This window comes from Pedobacter sp. 22163 (genome assembly GCF_052045595.1).
Classification (GTDB): domain Bacteria; phylum Bacteroidota; class Bacteroidia; order Sphingobacteriales; family Sphingobacteriaceae; genus Pedobacter.
Genome location: NZ_JBQEPM010000006.1, coordinates 291,517 through 311,657, shown reverse-complemented (window position 1 = coordinate 311,657; position 20,141 = coordinate 291,517). Strand labels below are relative to the sequence as shown.

Here is a 20,141-nt window from a genome sequence, read left to right as displayed (position 1 = left end):
ACATGAAGATTTTTAGATTATCGTTTATCATACTGTCACTTCTATCAGCACTAAGTTTTTCATCGTCGGCCCAAACCGATACCATTAGCATAAACAGCATCATTACCAAAACGAATAAGGTATTGAGCGATTACCCTGCTGAAAAAATTTATCTTCATTTCGATAAACCTTATTACGCCGTTGCCGATACGGTTTGGTTTAAAGCTTATGTTACCGAAAACCAGAATTTCTTGTCTGCAATCAGTAAGATCATTTATGTTGATGTGATCAATCAGAAAGATTCGCTTATTCAAACCTTAAAACTACCCATTACAGGTGGTTTTGCTTACGGCAGTTTCCCCCTGGATCAGATTAATTACAAACAAGGTAACTACCATATCCGGGCTTATACATTATGGATGCTTAACAGTGAAGATCCTGCTTATTTTAACAAGACTTTTTATGTAGGGGAAGCCATTGATAAAGAAGTAAAAACCCATATCACTTATAAAAATACCTCTACAGATAAGTTAGAGAAAATTGACGCACGCGTACAATTTAAAGATGCCAATAATAAACCATATGCCAATAAAAATGTAAGCTGGCAAGTGCTTACAAGCTATACTGTTATTGCCAAAGGAAGAGGCACAACAGATGCCAATGGTTTTTTAACAATAGCCATGAGCAATGCACAAAAGGCAGAATATCAATTACAAAAAGGCGAACTGATTACCAGCATTAATACAACTGATAAAGATGTAGCAAGCAGCAGCTTTCAACTTAAAAATGCTATCGTAAGCAAAGATTTTCAATTTTTCCCTGAAGGTGGAAGTATAATTGCCGGTTTAACCAACAAGGTAGCCTTTAAAGCCATTAAAAGTGATGGCTTGGGCATTAGCTCAAAAGGTACGGTAACCGATAACGATGGCAAAACTGTTGCTACCTTTACCGCTCAGCATTTAGGAATGGGCAGTTTCAACTTATTGGCTGAAGCTGGAAAAACCTACAAAGCGGCAGTTACTTATGCTGATGGCACTACTCAAAATTATAATTTGCCTGCAGTTGCAGCAAATGGGGTTGCGGTCAATATCGATAACAGCAGCGCCGATAATGTGGCCATAAAAATTGCAGCAAATGATGCTTTCTTTGAGCAAAACCAAGGCAAAAAGCTTTATTTAATAGCGCAAAGTAAAGGCGTTATCTGTTATGGTGCGCAAACAGCATTATCAAACAAAACGTACAATACTACCGTACTTAAATCCAAATTCCCGAATGGAATTGCGCAGTTTACCCTGTTTAATGAATTTGGTAAGCCACTAAGCGAGCGGTTGGTTTTTGTTCAGCATAAAAATACCATGGCCGTAACTTTAACCAGTGCTGCAACTACTTACGGAATCAAGAAAAAGGTTAAAATAAATGTGGCGGCTAAAAAAGATGGTGCCCCTGTAGAAGGTAGCTTCTCGGTAGCTGTTGTTGATGAATCAAAAGTTCCATCCAGCGAAGATGCAACCAGTACCATCTTAACAGGCCTATTATTAAGCAGCGATGTTAAGGGTTATATTGAAAAAGCAAATTATTACTTTAATGCACCTGATGCGAAGAAAAATGCAGATTTAGATGTACTATTGCTTACCCAAGGATATCGCAGTTTTAAATACACTGATATTATTGCCAATAAATTGCCTAAAATTGATTTCTTACCAGAACAGGGCATCGAAATTTCGGGGATTTTACGCCAGAACAACGGCATACCGGTTAGAAAAGGAGCTTTATTATTAACCATACCTGATAAACGTTTTAATTTAGAAAGTACCACAGATCCTGTTGGGAATTTTAAATTCCAAAACCTGGTATTTAACGATTCCTCTAAAGTAACCATTACCGCTAAGTACAATGTAAACTATAAAAACATGACTTTAAGCTTAAATGGTGCGCCTACTCCTTCTTTAACGAGAAACTTTAGCGCAGCTGAAGAGGTTCTAAACATCGATAGTGCTTTAACCAGTTACCTGGATAACAGCAAAAGACAATACGCTTATTTACATACTTTAAAAGATGTAAACATTAAAGCAGCTGTCGTTCCAAAAGTAAGCCATAAAGACTACCCGGCATTAAGCGGACTAAGCCAAATGGCAGATCATGAAGTGAGTGGCGATCGTTTAAAAGGCTGTGGGCTCTTAATAAACTGTTTACAGGGCATGCTGGCTGGTGTTACTTTTGCAGATAACAATTTCTACGTGAGCAGAGATTATAACCAGGGCAAAAAAATCCCGATGGGTATCTTTATCAATGGAATGAACGTGGATGTAAACCAGATCAACACATTAGACGCCAATCAGATCGAATCGATTGAGGTGTTTTTGAGAGATGATTTGGGTTTGGTTAACCGTGCAAACAATGTAAATGGGGTTATTGTATTCAACCAAAAGAAAGCGCCTAAAGGCACTAAAATATCTAAAGCGCAGCTGATGGATATGCTACCCAAATACTACGAACTTACTTTCTCTCCACAGGGTTACAACAAAGAAAAGCAGTTCTATTCTCCAAAATATGATGTTCCTGCCAGCATGAACCGAAACGATTTAAGAACAACCATCTACTGGAATCCTAAAGTGGTAACCGATGCTACAGGTAATGCTTCTTTCGAATATTACAATGCAGATGGAAAAGGCCAGTATAAAGTAATTATCGAAGGTATAGATGCTAACGGGAATTTAGGAAGATCGGTATTTAAGTATCTTGTTAAATAAGGGAATGAGGGAAATGGGATTGCAAACTGGACGATAGGTTTACAATGAATCGTCATCTCGACCGTAGCGGAGAGATCTTTGGACTATATTAAAAGATCTCTCCGCTCCGCGTTGCTTCAGTCGTCGAGATGACGACCTTCTTTTGGAACCTGTCAATGACTATTGCAATTCCAAAGCACACGCTGGTAACGATCGTTGTAAGATTGCTTCGTCGGCTGAAAAAGCCTTCTCGCAATTGACGATTCTTCGCAACCTACCACATTCATTTATCCTTCATCATACCTCAAAAGGCAGCTGCTCTCCTTTTAACCCAGCCAGAACATTCTTAACAATGATCCGTGCCATGGCGGCTCGGGTTTCTTCGGTAGCTGAGCCGATATGCGGCAAAACAGCAACACTTTCCATCGATAGCAAAGGATTATCTTTATCCATTGGCTCAGGATTGGTTACATCTAAGCCAGCTCCCCAAATGATCTTTTCTTCCAGTGCCTGGATCAGATCTTTTTCATTGTGAATAGCGCCTCTGGCTGTGTTTACGAAAATCGAGTTGGGTTTCATCTGCTTAAAAACATCAAACGTAAATTTACCCTTAGTTTCTGGCGTTAGCGCTGTATGTACGGATAACACATCACTTTGTGCCAAAAGTTCTTCAAACGAAACATATTTAGCTCCGATTTCTTTTTCAGCTTCTTCATTACGCGATCTGTTGTGATAAATTACTTCCATTTGGTAGGCAGCTTTACATTTTTTGGCCATCTCTACTCCAATTTTCCCCAGTCCAAAAACACCGAGCGTTTTGCCATTTACCTCAATTCCGAGTTCGGGTGATGGTTCATAGTTTTTCCATTCGCCTTCAATGATTTTTTTGTGAGCGAAAAAGGCCTTTCGCGATACGGCAAGCATCAATAAAAAAGCGGTATCGGCAGTTGCGCCGCTCAAAACACCAGGGGTATTCCCAATGGGAATATTTAATTTTTTGGCCGCAGCTACATCTACCTGATCATAGCCTACAGAATGTAAAGCAATAACCTTTAAATGGCTACAGGCCTTTAAAAATTCGGAATTAATTTTATTCGGACCAACGCTGATCAGGGCATCCTGACCTTGACAGGCTTCAATCAGTTCTTCGGCAGTAATCTGTCGGTTTTCTTTCCATTGGGTGATGGATATATTGTTTTCTTCCAGTTCTTTTATGCCAACTGAAGCAATGTTGCCACTCATAAATACTTTCATGTTTTATTTAACACTAAAAATTCTAAGGTGTTTTGGATAATACGAATTGGCTTATGGTTACTATTTCACAGTTGCTGATAACATCTGGTAAGTATTGGCACTAAAATAGCCCAATGCCTGGTTAGAGATATTAGAAGTTGGATTAGCAGGAGTGGTACCCTGGTTTGGCCCCCTGTTCGATTGCTGACTTAAAGCATACCAATAATCGAAAACATTCGAATCGATACACTCCATTTCTATTTTAATCTTATCGTTCGAATTCAACTCATCACTGTCGTGGTCGTTAGTAGGAGGTTTAAAAAATAGCTGGATCCTTAAGTCGTTTCCATTTGTTAAACGATCGTTATTTACATAGAAACGTTCTGATAAAATATCATTTACATAAAGGTTAAAATGATAAAAATTGGTTTCGTTGACCGGATCTTTTAAAAATACGGCAGCAGTTTTGCGTTCGCGGCCAAAGAAAAAGTTTTTAATCACCCCTATCGAATCCATTTTAACCACATTGGGCATTTTTGAGCTGGCGGTGTAAGTTTGTCCTTCGGCAGTCACATTTAAGTTATAGGTAACACCTGGCACGCCTTTCATTTTATTGATATAAGTTCCTGGTGTTGCACCTTCTTTAAAAACATAGTTATTTCCTTGGCTATCAGTAACGGTAACCGTAGCGCCTGAAATTTTCGGAAAAATATTGGTTTCGGTATAACCGATGGTTTTGCTGATTTTAATCTGCTGTTCGATCAGTTGATCATTAATTTTACCTTCAATTACGAGTTGAGGATCGGCATTTTCAGTTTCAATTTGAATAATTTTCTTGCAGCCTGTTAAACAGAAGGTAAACAGCGAAAAGTATATAATCAGTTTTTTCATTGTTTTAAAATTTAAAGTTCCAGGTAATAGATGGGATAAGCCCAAATAGTGAAGTCTGCTGAGCTGCAGTTTTATTCGGATCGTTCGGATCTGGGATAAACTCAATTGCATAAGGATTTTTGCGGGCCAATAGATTATAGATGCCAAAATTCCAGCTCGACTGGTATTTCTTCCTCACTTTCCCTTCTAAAGTTGCACTCACATCCCAACGCATATTGTAAGGCATCCTTCCTGCATTTCTTTGCGTATAATAATAAGCAGCCTGGCCACCAATGGTATATTTTCCCGCCGGATAAGTAACGGCGTTACCCGTGCTGTAAATAAAACTCGAGGAGAATGTCCACCGCTTAGTCATGTTGTAAATGCCAACTACCGAAATATCATGCGTACGATCCTGTCTGGCCGGAAAATATTTACCATCGTTAAGTTCTGTAAATTTACGTTCAGTGCGCGATAAAGTATACCCTAACCAACCGTTCAGTTTACCAAATTTTTTCTTAAAAAACAGTTCCATTCCGTAGGCCCTGCCTATTCCGTATAAAAGTTCTGATTCTACATTTGAGTTAGCCAATAATTCGGCCGCATTTTTATAGTCGATCTGATTCTGAAGCCACTTATAATAAATCTCTCCCGAGAGTTCATAATTGTTATCCTGAATATTTTTGAAATACCCCAAAGCCACCTGATCGGCAATTTCGGGTTTAATATTGGTACTGCTCAACACATACTGATCGGTTGGTGAGCTGGAAGTAGCGTTGGTTAAAATATGGACGTTCTGGGTATTCCGGTTATAAGAAGCCTTGATCGAATTTTCTTCATTAAACAGATAGCTCACCGAAAAACGTGGTTCCAGGTTAAAGTAGTTTTTATGGAATTTACCCTTGGCAACATTTTCAGTTGATACGATATTCCCATCAGCATCATAAGTGCTAAAATTACCAGGCCCCATTAAAGAAAAAGCACTCAAGCGTACACCATATAAAAAGTTTAAATGTTCGCTTACCGCCCACTCATCAGAAATATAAGCAGCTGATTCAATTCCGTAACGTCTTTCCTGCGTAAGCGAATTTACCTGCGATGCTTCATCGCTATCAATATCAATCGGCGAAATACGGTGCTGTGTGGCATTGATGCCAAAACGAAGTGTATGCTTGTTGCTGAAATACTGAAAATCTTCTTTAAAGTTAAAATCCCGAACCAGTGAGGTTGCTTTAAAGTTGGTCGCGTCATTTAATAAACGAACGGTATAATTATAGTTGTTGTAAATTAACGAGGTATTCGAAAACAAACGGTCGCTAAAAATATGGTTTAGACGGATGGTGGTGGTTACATTGCCCCAGTTGTTTTCGAACAGGTCTTTAACGCCGATATTATCCTTGCCAAAATAGCCGGAAATATAAATGGTATTTTTATCATTGATTTTATAATTCGCCTTTGCGTTAATATCATAAAAATTTAAGGTACTACCGTTAACAGATGAATCTGGCGAAGCCCTTAAAAACAGATCGATATAGGTTCTGCGGAAACTTACCATAAACGAACCCCTGTCTTTAACAATAGGTCCTTCTGCTTTTAAACGCGAAGCGATTAAGCCAATACCGCCCTGAAACTTAAATTCTTTATTGTTTCCATCATCCATTTTAACATCTAAAACCGACGATAACCTGCCGCCGTACTGAGCAGGCATACCACCTTTGTATAAACTTACATCCTTAATCGCATCAGCATTAAAAGTAGAGAAAAAGCCAAGCAAATGAGAGGAGTTGTATACCACCGCTTCATCCAGAATAATTAAATTCTGATCGGCAGCACCACCACGCACATAAAAACCTGTATTCCCTTCTCCTCCTGATTTTACGCCGGGCAATAATTGAATGGTTTTTAAGATATCCTTTTCGCCGAGCAATACCGGGATAGAATTGAGCGATTTCATATCGATCCTTTCCAAACCCATCTGCGCACTCTTAACATTTTCGTTTTTACGGTTATTGGCACTTACTGTTACTTCATCTAAATCGTTTGCACTTTTTAATTCCTCATTTAACTTGGTATCTTTTGTTAAATTGATGGTTTTAACAATGGAAGCATAACCTGTATAACTTACGGCCACAGTATAGGTACCTTCAAACTGCGTTAAAGCAAAATAACCATAATTATTGGTTAGGGTTGCTGCGGTAGAAGCGCCAGAAATCCGGATGGTTGCACCGATTAAAGTTTCGCCTGTACCTGCATCGCGGATGGTACCGCTAAGGGTAAATTTCTTTTGAGCAAAAATAGGGGTTGAGAGAAAAAGGATGAAAAATAAAGCTAAGTAGTGTTTTATGAGCATATTGGCTACTATCTAATTTTTAAGGTCGAAACCAAATGTACGAAATCCAAGCCCTATTAATAGCTAATAGGGGGATTTCTTAATACAAGCTTGGTTTTACTTATTAATAACGGGATAAATCGCAATATGGTGTGAACGTAACCTATAAGGACTTAAATGATCTTTACCTGCCTGTTGAAAAGTGATCAGTTTCGAAGATTCTTTAGGCATATGGCAGTCGATACAATTGGTACTGAGCGATCCTTTGGCTAAAGTAGCTTTGCTATGGTTGGTACTTTTGTGGCAGTTGATACAACGTTGCGAATAAAGACTTAAGTTGCCTTTAATATTTTCATGTGTATTGTGGCAGGATTGGCAAGTCATGGTTTCACTTTTCCGATAACAATTACTACCCTGTAACATAGCGCTTTGGTTACCGTGTACATCAATATTACCACCACCAAAACCTGTAAAATCCTGCGAATAGTAAGCGTCTAAATCATTGCCGGGCTGGAAACCGAAAACCGATCGTTGTGCTACCAAAGTATTGCCCGAATGGCAAACAGCGCAAACATCCATCTTTTGTTTTCGGGTAAGGGTTTTATAAAGGGTGATGAATTTTGCAGTCTTTTCTTCAGGGTTTTCCATATGGAAAACAACATGCTGTTTACCTGGCCCATGGCAACGTTCACAATCTATCCCATAAATAACAGAGCCTTTTTCCATTTCCTCATCTTTTGAAAAAGTAGATTTTTGTGTGAGTTTAATATCTACATAAGAGGCGTGGCACTCTAAACAACGGCTCGTTATTGCCCGATCATAATAAAAGCTTTCTTTTGGAAAACCAGGGCTGATGGCCCAATTCTTAATAGCGGCGAAGTAAGATAAAGGCAGTTCGTACATTTTCTTGCCTTGCCAATAAGTATAAGTATAAGCTTTTTCGCCTGAACCAAATTGCATATCAAACTTTTGCGCACGCACAGCTTTGCCATTGTGATAAGCCACCTGAAATATACCGCTGTCTCTCTTTTCTATTATTACTTTTTGGTTTGCATCATATTGGAAGCTGTTCGAATCAGTGGCGAAAATTTTCAACAAAGCGGCATCTACCACAGGCTTAGAGGTTAAACCATGTGGGCTATGTGCATAAGACTGCGATAAATCCTTATGGCATTTAATACAGGTAGCCGCTCCGGTATAGGCCTCACCCCTCGCATCTTCAGGCAATCGGTCGGCAACATTCATGCATCTCGAAAGCACAACAACCGCAATGGCAATTGCGCCTAAAATAAGCAGGATACGTTTTATGCCTTTCAAGATGATGTTTTGTTTTTATTTTACAAATTGAATATAACCAAAATTATAGCCCCCTGCATCTGCCAACACCTTAATTTTTTGCATACCTGCCTTTAAAGCAATGTTCTTTACCCCAAAGGTTGCAAACTTCTTATTATCTCCGGTATTTGGAACCGCAATATCTTTAGCTACGATTTTTTCATCAATCATAATGGTCATTCTACCTGAAGCATTATCTGCCGCAGCATTTATTTTTAAGGTGTAGGTTCCTTTTTGAGAAACATTTACGGTATAATGCAACCACTCTCCTTTTTCTATATGGTTTACATAATACTTTTCGTACCGGGTAGAATCTTTTGCAATATCCACCCCATCATTCCGGTAAATCCGGCCGCGGTTACCTGCACTTCTTTTTCCTGTTGAGGTATGGTAATCGGCAGTATCTGTATCGAAATAAGCTTTGCCATTTTTACCTAGATCGTAATCTACAGCATATACAATGCTTTTATCTTTAATCAAATTCGGCTTAAACGGCTTGGTTTCATCACTGAAAGGCTGACGGATCATCGCATCGATCACATCTTTATGGATGATGGTATTTTCTAATCTCGAATAAATAGCCAGCTCCATTAAACCGCTGTATACATTGCTATCTTTAGGCTTGTTTCCACCGTTATTGAGGTACTTTACCAGCGCATCGTAATTAGGGTTTGATTTAATTTCCATCGGATTATTTGCCCCTATCTTTTTTAATGGCCACCAAGCCCAGCCTATATTATTTTTTTCTAAAAGGTGGATGGCATCAGTAAACCAAACATTAGAATTTTCTCCTGTTTCACCGAGCCAAACCGGAACATGCTGTTCATCTCGGGCTTTGATAATGTGTGCAATTGAAGCCTGATCGTTGTAATTCCAGTATTTATGGTAGCTCAAAACCATGTTTTTATCCCACAGTGGAAAAATGCCATTGTAATTATTGCCCCAGCCATTACCTTCGATAATGATGATGTGCTTTTGATCAACTTCGCGGATGGCTTTGGTAATTTCGACCATTAATTTTCTTAATGGTGCATTCACCTTTTCCTTTGTTCCGTTTTTATCTTCTTCAGGGTTTGAAAAACCGTAATTAGGCTCGTTCAAAATATCGTATGCACCAATATAAGGTTCATCTTTGTAACGCTCAGCCAGTTTTTTCCAAAGTGCAATGGTTTTCTCCTGATTGGCTTCACTATCCCATAAATAAGGTTTTGATGGATCGCGGTCGGCAATATTTAAATCATTCCCTTGTCCACCAGGTGCAGCGTGCAAATCTAAAATCAGATACATTTTATTGGCCTTACACCAGGTTAACAAGCTATCAGTTAGGGCAAAGCCCTTTTCCAGCCAGGTATTTTTGCCTGCAACAGGCTCTTTATCTGCCGACAGGGTATATAAATTGTAGTGCATGGGTAAGCGGATGGAATTAAAACCCCAGCGTTTCAACGAATCAACATCAATTTTACGCATGTGGTTGGCCAGCCAGGCATCGTAAAACTCCTGGGTCTGTTTTGGCCCCATCAGTTCTTCTATCCGTTCGCGGATGCGGTATTGTTGTGCCTCTTTGTTAATTTTGAGCATATAACCTTCCTGCAACATCCAGCCTCCTAAACCAAAGCCGCGGAGCAAAACATTCTCGCCTTTTGCGTTCACTATTTTTTTACCCTCGGCTTTTAAAAACCCTTGACTAAACCCTTTAAACGAAACAATGCTGAACAGAAAAATATATAAGATTGATTTTGTAAAAGACATAAAAATAAGATTAGGTTTAGATAATTACCAGATATAAGTGGCTACAGATCCTTTATCAAGCGCTGCAACAAGTGATTTACCGTTAAAGCTAATATTAAACCTAGCGGCATTTTTACTACTATTGGCTACGATTAAAACATGTTTTCCACCAGGTGTTTTAAAGGCAACATTTGGCAGATCGGTTAAATCGTTTGTAGCAATGCGAACAGCACCTGGACGAACAAATTTAGAAGCATGTGCAATGGAATAGTAAGCGAGGTTTCTGCTATAAGAATCTTTATCAATGGTTACTGCGCCCTGGCACATCGAACAGCCGCCCCTATCGGTATAAGGTTTGTTTTCAGGATCGGCGGCTAAATTCCATTCGAGCACATTTTTGCTCCAATTCCTGGTGGCGCCTATAATCAAACGCTTAACCGGATTAACAATTTTAATATCCGTAGCATCTGGCTGTTCCACTACCATTTGCTCAGAAAAGTAAATATTCTTGTCAGGATGGGCATTGTGTACATCAGTTAAGGCTTCAATCTTTCCTCCGTACAGATGAAAGGCAGATCCATCGATATATTTTCTGGCTTCCCGATCATCTAAAATGCTAATGGGGTAATCCGGGCGATCGGCATTATGATCGTAAACTATAATTTTGGTCTTAATATTGGCTTTGGCAAAAGCAGGACCTAAAAACTTCTTAACAAAAAGCGCCTGATCTGGAGCAACCATAAGCAAGCTGGGATTATTGCCGGGGTGTAAAGGCTCATTTTGAACGGTAATCGCATCAATAGGAATCCCCTCTTTTTGCATTTCCTGTACATACCTTACAAAGTACCTGGCGTAAGCATCGTAATATTCGGGTTTTAACATCCCACCGCGGGCATCGTAAGTGGTTTTCATCCATAAGGGAGGAGACCATGGCGAACCCATAATTTTCAGTTTTGGGTTTATCGCAAGGATTTCCTTCATTACCGGAATCACATCCACCTTATCCGGACCGAGATCAAATTTGGATTGCGTTAAATCGGTTTGTCCTTCGGGAAGGTCGTTATAAGAAAATACTTTTTCATTTAAATCAGAAGCACCGATACTCAAGCGGATGTAACTCACCCCGATGTTGTTTCCATCAGTAGCAAATAACTCTTTCAATAATGCCGCTCTGGCCGGTGCCGACATTTTAACAATGTGCTGTGCACTTCCGCCCGTTAGGGCGTAACCAAAGCCATCAATGGTTTGATAGGTTTCTTTATCGTTTACAGTAATGGTTGGTAAATTATTTTTAGCTGCAGTAAAACTTAATTTACTGGCCTGTTTGGCAAATAAAACAGATCGATCGGCTTTGGTAAGCCAAACTTCTGGTTGATTTTGGGCAATAACAGCAAGCGAAGAGCAGGTAAAAACACAAATGATAAAAAGGCGAAGAAATTTGGTAGAAAGCATAGGTAAAAGATGAGCAAATTAAAAAAACAGGAAGAAAGATTTCGCTTTCTCCCTGTTAACAATTAAACATTAAGCGTGTATAATAGATGAGCAACTATTTTGTTCCGCCCCATTCTTTATTCTGTTCAATTTTGGTGTTATTCAATTCACCTTGTGGAATTGGGAATACTTCATGTCGACCGGCAATAAAACCTTTCGAAGCCAATGTTGTAGCAGCTTTGCCCCAACGTACAAGATCAGGAAAACGTTGTCCTTCGCCTGCCAGTTCCAATCTTCTTTCTTTTTCTATATTGGCCTGGGTTACGGCAACAGGATTTAGCCCCACCCTTGCACGAACGGCATTAAGCAAAGTATAAGCCCTTGAACCAGCCCCAACTGCCGCACCAGCATTCATTAAAGCTTCAGCCTCCATTAAATAAGTATCGGCCAAACGGATTTCATATTCGTCTATCCCGAAATTTAACTCTGGTGTATTCGCGGCAGCCTGGGTAGTTAAGCCCATGTACTTAGCAAAGAAATACCCTGTATTGTTATAACCTGGAGTGTACTTGGCAATACCATTAGTTTGCAAACTATCTAAGTTAGCTACCGTGGCAGCATTTCTCGGATCGAAATGGATAAAATCAAAAAAAGATTTTGTAAATACAAGGAAGCTATAGCCGCTAAAATAATCGGGTGCAGTTGCAAGTGTTTTGCTGTACCCGCGTGGGCCTGTTGTGATGGATAATAAATTACCTTCGCTGTTACCAGCGGCAGACCAGTTACCATTAGATTTATTGCTGTGCACAAACTCTATAATGGATTCTGAATTGAATTTGTTGCTTGGTTTCCATAAATCGCCAAAATTAGGAATTAACTTGTAGCCATAAACCGAAGGCGAAACACCAGGCGCGGTACCGTTAACCACAGCAAACTGATCGGCAGCTGCCTGCCATTTTTTCTGATACAATAAAACCTTACCCAACAATGCCTGCGCCGCTCCTTTTGTAAGGCGGCCACCTTCTGTAGCAGCAGGAACTGTATTTGGTAATCCTGGTATTGCATCAGCAAGATCTTTTTCTACATAAGCATATACTGCAGCAGGTGCAGCCTGGGTAACATTGTATAGATCTTTTGGATCAACGGTGCCTTCTATAATCGGTACATTTTTAAAGAAGGTAACCAGATCGAAATAAAATGCTGCACGCATGGCTTTGGCTTCTGCAATGTACCTTGCTTTTAATGTCGCATCCATCGGGATATCTACAATTTTTTGCAGCAGTACATTCACTCTGTAAATTCCACTATACCCTCTGCTCCAAAGGTAACCCTGAGGGCCTGTGCTGGCATTAAGTGTATAATTTTGCATTACCTGCAAATCGTTAATATCACTTGGCCCACCACCGCCTGCCAACTGATCGTCGCCTGCAACACTCATTACCGCCGATTTATCGTACAAGCCACCTGATTGGTAAGCAAACCTATCATATATGGCCACTAATCCGGTAAAGGCATCAGCTTGTGTTTTATAATAATTATCTAAAGTGATACGGTCTTGCGGATTTACTTCCAAATCCTTTTTGCACGAACCCAACGTTACAGAAAGTACAATTGCTGTAAAGTATAAAAAATTCTTTTTCTTCATGATTTAAATTATATTAAAATCCAACATTTAAGCCAAACAAAAATGCCCTTGCCTGTGGATAGGCACCACGATCGATACCATATTGTGCGCCACCACCAGAGTCGGCGGTTACTCCTAATTCAGGGTCGTAACCCGTGTATTTGGTTATGGTAAATAAATTTTCGGCAAGCACATAAACGCGGAGTTTTTTCATGCCCCATTTACTAATGATGCTGTTAGGCAATGAATAACCTAGTTGCATTGTTCTTAATCTGAAGAAATTGCCACTTTCCAGGTATAGGTTAGTAAATTTAGAGTAGTTACCATTGGGATCGCCATCAACAATGCGTGGAAGCGAGGCTCCGGTATTGCTTGGAGTCCATGCATCTAAATATTTACTCTGGTAATTTGCAGTAGCAATATCTAACCTTCTCAAGCCCTGAAAAATCTGATTGCCCCCTGAACCACTTCCAAAAGCTGTAAAATCGAAGTTTTTGTAACCCAAATTAATGGTGATACCATAACTTACGGTTGGGTTTGGATTACCTAAATAGGTACGGTCATCAGGATTAATAATGTTATCATTGGTTAAGTTGGCAAATTTTAAATCACCAGGCTTTGCATTTGGTTGTAATTTAGTTACACCATCGGCCCCTACATAGCTGTCTACCTCAGCCTGACTTTGGAAAATACCCATAGATTGATAACCATAATATTGCTGGTAAGGTAAGTTCAAACCTGTTCTGGTAATGTTTCCAAAATTCTGGAAGGTTGCGCTGTTATCTTCTAGGAAAAGGTTTCCGGGAAGCAACTGTGTAACTTTATTTTTATAAAAGGAAATGTTTCCGTTTACGCCAAAATCCACTTGACCGATTTTCTTTCTGTATCCCAACTCAATCTCTAACCCCCTGTTTTGAATGTCTGCTACGTTTTGAGCAAAACTTCCATAACCAGCATATCCTGGGATTGGTGGGTTTTGTAAAATACCCGTTGTTTTCTTGTCATAAATATCAACAGTTAAGGTTAAATTCTGAAACAACGTTGCATCGATACCAATATCTGCCTGACGGGTTTCTTCCCACTTCAGATCAGGATTGGCAGGAGCACCCGGGCTGTACCCTACATAAACGGTTTCGTTTGTAGAACCAAATACGTAATTACGATCTCCACCAGCGCCTACAATTGGAATATAAGGGAAATCGCCGATACCATCATTTCCTGTAACACCATAACTACCACGAATTTTCAGGAAAGTAAGTACATCATTTTTAGGGAAAAAGTTTTCTAAGGTAGGTACCCATCCTATTGATCCTGAAGGGAAGTAGCCAAATTTATTATTGCCTCCAAACCTGGATGATCCATCACGTCTGATCAGGGCAGAAAACAGGTATTTCTCATCATAGTTATACTGGATCCTCGAAAAAAGTGAATTGATTCTATGATCAGTACCATCGCCACCACTACTATTTGTTCTATCGGCAGGCAATGCATTATACCTGAAAGATGCTTCATCGAAAGTTTTTGCAGGTACATTGTTATACACTACGGTTGCCCTGCGCTGGTTGCCATCTTTATACTCACCATGCCCCAATAAGAAGGTGAAATTATGCTTATCTATCACCTTGTTGTATGAGATGGTATTCTCCAGGTTCCAGTTAATTACATAGGTATTCTCTCTCGATAACGACGATTGGTTAATCGGCGTTGAGGTGTTGTAATATGCAATCGGGGTAAATGAATTACTTCCATAAAAAGCCATTTTGGTACCCAATGATGAACGGATATGCAAACCTTTTATCGGCTCTAAATCAGCAAAAACGTTACCTACAATGTTATGATCGTAACCATAGTTTCCTAATCTGTTCTGGATCATAGCCAATGGATTCTTCATTTCCTGTAGTACATATGGCGAGATCCCAAAAAGCTGACCATCACTATTTCTTGTTGCTGCAGCATTTTGTGTCGGATTACCAGTAGCAGAAGGGAAAAAAGCCGATTGCGAAGTAGGATCTGTAATAATCGAAGGTGTAATCGGATCTAAATTGATTGCCGAGCTTAGTACGCCACCAAACTCACGGTTGGTTTCACCAATACCGCTATTTACACCATGGCTATAACCTAAATTTTCGCCAAACGTTACACCTTTAATGGGTTTAAATGAGGTATTGATACGCACATTAGCCCTGTTAAATTTAGATATAGGTGTAGCTACAATACCTTTGATATCGGTATAACCAAAAGAGGTAAAATAAGATGCTTTATCGCTTCCTCCCGATACACTAAACTCGTGGCTTTGCTTTGGAGCACTATCATTAAAAATCAAATCTTGCCAATCTGTCCCTGCACCTAATGCTGAAGGATTAGCAAATGCCGGGGCTTTACCTGCACTAACAAGTGCCTGGTTACGTAGGGTTGCATATTGCGTAGCATCCAACAAGTCTAATCTTTTAGCTGGTGCCTGAGTACCATAATAACCGCTATAATTAATATTAAGCGTTCCTGCCTTACCTTTTTTAGTGGTTACCAAAATAACACCCGCAGCAGCACGTGTTCCATAAATCGCTGCAGAAGCACCATCTTTAAGTACCTCGATTGATTCGATATCATCTTGATTTAAATAACCAATGCCACCTGCATCAATCACCACTCCATCGATTACCCAAAGCGGATCGTTCTTGCTGTTGCCAAAAGAAGTAAAACCCCTTAAACGCACGGTAGAGCTTGAACCTGGCTGACCGGAAGTAGCTGCAATGGTTAAACCCGAAGTTCTACCCTGTAAAGATTGCTCGATACGTACCACCGGCTGATTTTCCAGATCGGAAGCCTTAACGCTTGAGATTGCCCCGGTTACCACGCTTTTCTTTTGTGTACCATAACCCACCACAACCACTTCAGTTAAATCTTTCGAATCGGCTGTAAGTGAAACATTGATACGGCCTCCTGCCGGAACAGTTACCGTTTGAGGCGCCATGCCGAGTAAACTGATGGTTAATTTACCGCCAACAGGTGCCTGAATACTGAAAACACCATTGGCATCAGTAGATGCAGCTTTAGTTGTTCCATCAAGCCTAACTGTTACGCCAGGTAAAGGGGCACCATTTTGTTCTGTTACTTTTCCTGTAACCGTAATGTCTTGTGCCAATAAGGCCAGCGGCAATGCCATGATACAGTAAATGAAGAATACGAATGTAAATCTTCCTCTCATAGAAATTAGTTTTAAGTTAATATTTGGTTAGTTAAATGACCGGGGCTTTGGTAGCCCGTTTCATAAATCAAATCTAGAGAGGTGCAATGCATTTGCACAATTTTGCGCTACTACACAAACCATACAGCAGCACTCAATTAACCTAAAAAGAAGATATTCAGACCTACATAAGCCCTACAAGGGAAACACAATTAACCTGAATACCAGACGTTTAAGCTATTTTAACTAAAAACATCTTATTTGTAACGAAAACATTGAATTAAGAGTTCTTTTGGCGGGCAATGCTGATCAGAAACTCATATAAATTAGTCTCGGGTTTAAGCTGGAGCTTTTTTCTTAAACGATATCGGCCCACTTCGATGGCTTTAATAGTTACATTCATCAACTGCGCCATTTCTTTCGAAGATAGGTTCATCGATAAGTAAGCACAAAACTTTAAATCGTTCTGACTTAAATCAGGGTAAAGGTCTTTGAGTTTATTAAAAAATTCGGTGTTTACATGATTGAAGTGAACGCTCATATGATCCAGTTCCTGATCCTTTTTTTCCACATCCCTGATCAGCCTGATGAGGTGCCTAAAACTTGGGGAGCTCTCATTTATATCGTGGTTTTTAATTACAGCCGATATTACTTCTTTAATCTTTGCCAATACTTTGCCCCGTTGTACCAGGTGCATGGTCATGGTAGAAAGTTCTTTGTTCTTATAATTTACATCGGCTTCTAACTTTTCGTTCTGCAGCCTAACAATTTCCTTTTCGTTCCGATCCAGTTCCAGCTGATGCAGGTAACTCATCCGCTCCTGCTCTTTAATGTGTTTGCGTTTTTGCCACCTAATAATCAACCTGATTAACAGCACAATCAAAATCAGGTAAAAAATCCTCATCCATATGGTATTGTACCAGGCTGGCAGCACGATAAAAGTATAGCCTACCGCTTCCGATTCGTTACCTACATCCGTTCTGGCTTTAATATTGAAAGTATATTTCCCCGCAGGCAAATTGGTATAATCCTTTTCGCTTTTCGTGTTCCATGCCGACCATTCCTTATCGAAACCAACCAACTGATAACTGAATTTAATATTTTTATCATGCTCGAACAATGTAGAGGAATATTCGAAATGCATCGAATTTAAATTATTGGTGTATTCTGGTATCTCATTCTGATCCTGTTTGCCGGAAATGATGCCCTTGGTGGTAAAATAGCCGCCAAAAACCAAACTATCCTTCTTTCCAAGCAGTTTAATCTGCCCCAGCACAACAATTGGTTTGGTTATGTTCTCGATGTATTTTTCATAGTTAATATGGTAGGCTCCCTTATTGGCCCCAATAAATATGTTCTTACTATCCAAAGGGTAAATAGATTCGAAGCCGCCTACTACTTTCCCATCTAACTCGGGCAGATAAAAAATACTAAAAGGATTCGATCCCGATGGCCGGCTAAAATCGATTACGCCTACTTTTTTATTGCTTACAAACCAAATGTTCCCATCGTTATCCTCCTTCATATATTGCACCGAAATACCCTTTATGGCATTGGCCAATAATTTTAGGCGAACAAATTTTTTCTTCGTGTTGTCATATTCATAAACGCCATCAACAGTTGCAATTACCGCCCTGTTTTTTATATGGTACACATAATTGTACAACTTAGAAGGTAATCCATCACGGTCAGTGTACATGGTGGTATGCAGTACGCGTTTATGATCGGGCTGCAATTCTATTCTATATACCCCATGGTAAGGGTGCGATGCCCAGATATGATCGGGGTTATTATTATCTGCTACAAGAAACCGCAGCGGCTCATTTATGCCGTCAATTCTTCCACCACTGTTAAATAGCCCATCCTTATAGGTTAAGCGTTGTAAACCCCAATAAGTGCCTGCAATAACCTCGCTGCTTGGGTAAACCCGATCTAAACTCTGGTACAACCAGGTGCCAGGTAAATTGTAAAGCTGCTTAGCTACATTGTTTTGCACCAAAAATGTACCCTCCTCGTGTGCCAGCAACAGCTGGTTGTTAATCTCATCAAGCCCCCAAACCTGCCCTTTGGTATTTTTCACCTCCTCAAAATTCGAGGTGGTATAACTTAAATCTTTGGCAGCAGGATCCACTTTGGTCATGTACAAACCGTTCGATGTACCAATATAAACCGATTGGTTAAATTTCCTAAAGGCATAACTTGTAATCTGTTTATTGCGGTCGGGAAAAATGCTTTTAATGGCACTATTTATGGCCACATAGGCAATCCCATCATCTAAAGCAAGCCACATGTTCTTATCCCGATCCTGCAGCACGCCCCTCACGTTGTTGTTCTGCAAACCTTCCCTGTAATTGTATTTCTGGATCAGTTCTCCACCTTTGTTCATAATATATACCCCGCCAGAGGTGGTACCTACTACATACAGATTTTGATTGATCTGATCGGCAAAATAAATCCGGTCATTAAAAAACACATGATCGAGATTGGTTTTGAAGGGTTTAAGCTGATGGTTAATCAATAGGAAAAAACCGCCCTTTAAGGTAGAAACCATCAAAGTATCGCCACTATATGGCAAAATAGCTGTAACAGACGATTTCTTGAAAACCGGATCGGCACAAAAAGGTTTCCACATCTCCTGCTCGTAAACCATTAAAACCGATTCTTCCGACTGGGCAAATACTTTATTATTGGCTATACCCATAAATAGCCAGGCCTTACTGGGTTTATAGTTTTTAATTACCCCATCCTTATAATGCAGAATGGCATTGTTCGATCTGAAAAAAACTTCATCGTGGATAATCGAAATGTCCCATATATCAGCCAGTTTCCGCAGGTTTTCTGGCAGCAGGCCTAAAAGCGAAGTATATTTTAAAATCCCTTTCTCATTGGGGTAATAAAAACCAAATTCATCCTGTCCACCTACATAAATCCGGTTTTTAGAGTCTATTCCGATTGAGCGTACCGAGGTATAATTAGGTAAGCGAAACAGGTTCCAATAGCGACCGTTAAAAGTAAGCAGCCCCTCATTGTTCCCAAAATAAAGAATCCCGTTTTTATCCTGCTTAACATCCCAGTTCTGCATCCCTGCGTTATACTGCTCGTTATTGTAATTTACAATCTGCGGAATGCCCAAAAGATCCTGGGCCGATGCATGATAGCCCATCAGAAGAAAAGTAACGGCAAGCAGAAGTTTGTACATATGGTTAGGGATGATTCCCACGCAATAATAAATATATAATTTTAATTCCGGTTAACATTGCTTACCGCATACAGTAAAACAAATCATTATGAGCATGAAAAGCTAATGTTTATTTTCTTAGGTGTGCCAAGGTGCCTTAGATGGTAAAAATGAAAGCTTATGTGTTCTTATATGTCTTATATTGTAAAATTGACTCCTAAGGTGCGCTATTTGCTTGAGATGGTGAGAAAATTTAATCTTATTTTTTGGAGCGCAAAGCCTGTAGCGCTTAGGGTTGTTTCAGTCCCGCTTTTACTGCAAGTCCTCTCCCGATGAAAAATCGGGTTTGCGGGCTTTCCGTTCAATCGGGGCTAGTTTACTCGGGACTGTGCAATGAAATTAAAAGCATAGAGCGAAATGCTCTGTGCCCTAATTGACTAAGGTGGTAAGAAAAAAGAAGATGTTGTTTTATTTTTAATGCGCAACATCCCAAAGGTTTCTAAACATATAAGAAATTTAAG

Annotated in this window: 10 protein-coding genes; 1 reads left to right on the top strand and 9 read right to left on the bottom strand. The window is 39.8% G+C overall.

Annotated elements, in window-relative coordinates; translation table 11 throughout:
• The first annotated feature begins 2 nt into the window (after window positions 1-2).
• Entirely contained in the window at window positions 3-2,729 is a 2,727-nt protein-coding gene (locus ACTJKN_RS17295; RefSeq protein WP_440826951.1) for a carboxypeptidase regulatory-like domain-containing protein, read from the top strand.
• Window positions 2,730-3,005: 276 nt separating this feature from the next.
• On the opposite strand, the gene ACTJKN_RS17290 is transcribed toward ACTJKN_RS17295, so the two are convergent.
• The 9 genes from ACTJKN_RS17290 to ACTJKN_RS17250 form a co-directional block, all read right to left on the bottom strand.
• Entirely contained in the window at window positions 3,006-3,962 is a 957-nt protein-coding gene (locus ACTJKN_RS17290; RefSeq protein ID WP_440826949.1) for a 2-hydroxyacid dehydrogenase, read from the bottom strand.
• Window positions 3,963-4,022: 60 nt separating this feature from the next.
• Entirely contained in the window at window positions 4,023-4,832 is an 810-nt protein-coding gene (locus tag ACTJKN_RS17285; protein ID WP_440826947.1) for a DUF4249 domain-containing protein, read from the bottom strand.
• A 4-nt stretch (window positions 4,833-4,836) separates the two neighbouring features.
• Window positions 4,837-7,161: a TonB-dependent receptor gene (locus ACTJKN_RS17280; RefSeq protein ID WP_440826945.1), complete on the bottom strand. Its 2,325-nt coding sequence runs from the start codon at window positions 7,159-7,161 to the stop codon at window positions 4,837-4,839.
• Between the two features lie 96 nt (window positions 7,162-7,257).
• On the bottom strand, window positions 7,258-8,457 hold the full coding sequence (locus ACTJKN_RS17275) for a multiheme c-type cytochrome (RefSeq protein WP_440826943.1): 1,200 nt from the start codon (window positions 8,455-8,457) through the stop codon (window positions 7,258-7,260).
• 15 nt (window positions 8,458-8,472) lie between these two features.
• The gene (locus tag ACTJKN_RS17270) at window positions 8,473-10,224 is read right to left on the bottom strand and encodes a cellulase family glycosylhydrolase (protein ID WP_440826941.1); all 1,752 of its coding nucleotides are present in this window, start codon (window positions 10,222-10,224) and stop codon (window positions 8,473-8,475) included.
• 24 nt (window positions 10,225-10,248) lie between these two features.
• The gene (locus ACTJKN_RS17265) at window positions 10,249-11,655 is read right to left on the bottom strand and encodes a glycoside hydrolase family 30 protein (RefSeq protein ID WP_440826939.1); all 1,407 of its coding nucleotides are present in this window, start codon (window positions 11,653-11,655) and stop codon (window positions 10,249-10,251) included.
• A gap of 94 nt (window positions 11,656-11,749) precedes the next feature.
• Window positions 11,750-13,279, bottom strand: coding sequence for a RagB/SusD family nutrient uptake outer membrane protein (locus ACTJKN_RS17260; RefSeq protein WP_440826938.1), 1,530 nt, complete (start codon window positions 13,277-13,279; stop codon window positions 11,750-11,752).
• 13 nt (window positions 13,280-13,292) lie between these two features.
• Complete coding sequence (locus tag ACTJKN_RS17255) at window positions 13,293-16,463, bottom strand: SusC/RagA family TonB-linked outer membrane protein (protein WP_440826936.1); 3,171 nt, start codon at window positions 16,461-16,463, stop codon at window positions 13,293-13,295.
• Window positions 16,464-16,722: 259 nt separating this feature from the next.
• Window positions 16,723-19,641 carry a ligand-binding sensor domain-containing protein gene (locus ACTJKN_RS17250; protein ID WP_440826934.1) on the bottom strand — a complete coding sequence of 973 codons (2,919 nt, stop codon included), beginning with the start codon at window positions 19,639-19,641 and terminating at the stop codon, window positions 16,723-16,725.
• Between the last annotated feature and the right edge of the window lie 500 nt (window positions 19,642-20,141).

Coding starts and splice junctions, on each gene's coding strand:
- ACTJKN_RS17285 (WP_440826947.1), bottom strand. CDS start 4,832: ATGAAAAAACTGATTATATACTTTTCGCTGTTTACCTTCTGTTTAACA.
- ACTJKN_RS17290 (WP_440826949.1), bottom strand. CDS start 3,962: ATGAAAGTATTTATGAGTGGCAACATTGCTTCAGTTGGCATAAAAGAA.
- ACTJKN_RS17295 (WP_440826951.1), top strand. CDS start 3: ATGAAGATTTTTAGATTATCGTTTATCATACTGTCACTTCTATCAGCA.
- ACTJKN_RS17280 (WP_440826945.1), bottom strand. CDS start 7,161: ATGCTCATAAAACACTACTTAGCTTTATTTTTCATCCTTTTTCTCTCA.
- ACTJKN_RS17260 (WP_440826938.1), bottom strand. CDS start 13,279: ATGAAGAAAAAGAATTTTTTATACTTTACAGCAATTGTACTTTCTGTA.
- ACTJKN_RS17250 (WP_440826934.1), bottom strand. CDS start 19,641: ATGTACAAACTTCTGCTTGCCGTTACTTTTCTTCTGATGGGCTATCAT.
- ACTJKN_RS17265 (WP_440826939.1), bottom strand. CDS start 11,655: ATGCTTTCTACCAAATTTCTTCGCCTTTTTATCATTTGTGTTTTTACC.
- ACTJKN_RS17255 (WP_440826936.1), bottom strand. CDS start 16,463: ATGAGAGGAAGATTTACATTCGTATTCTTCATTTACTGTATCATGGCA.
- ACTJKN_RS17270 (WP_440826941.1), bottom strand. CDS start 10,224: ATGTCTTTTACAAAATCAATCTTATATATTTTTCTGTTCAGCATTGTT.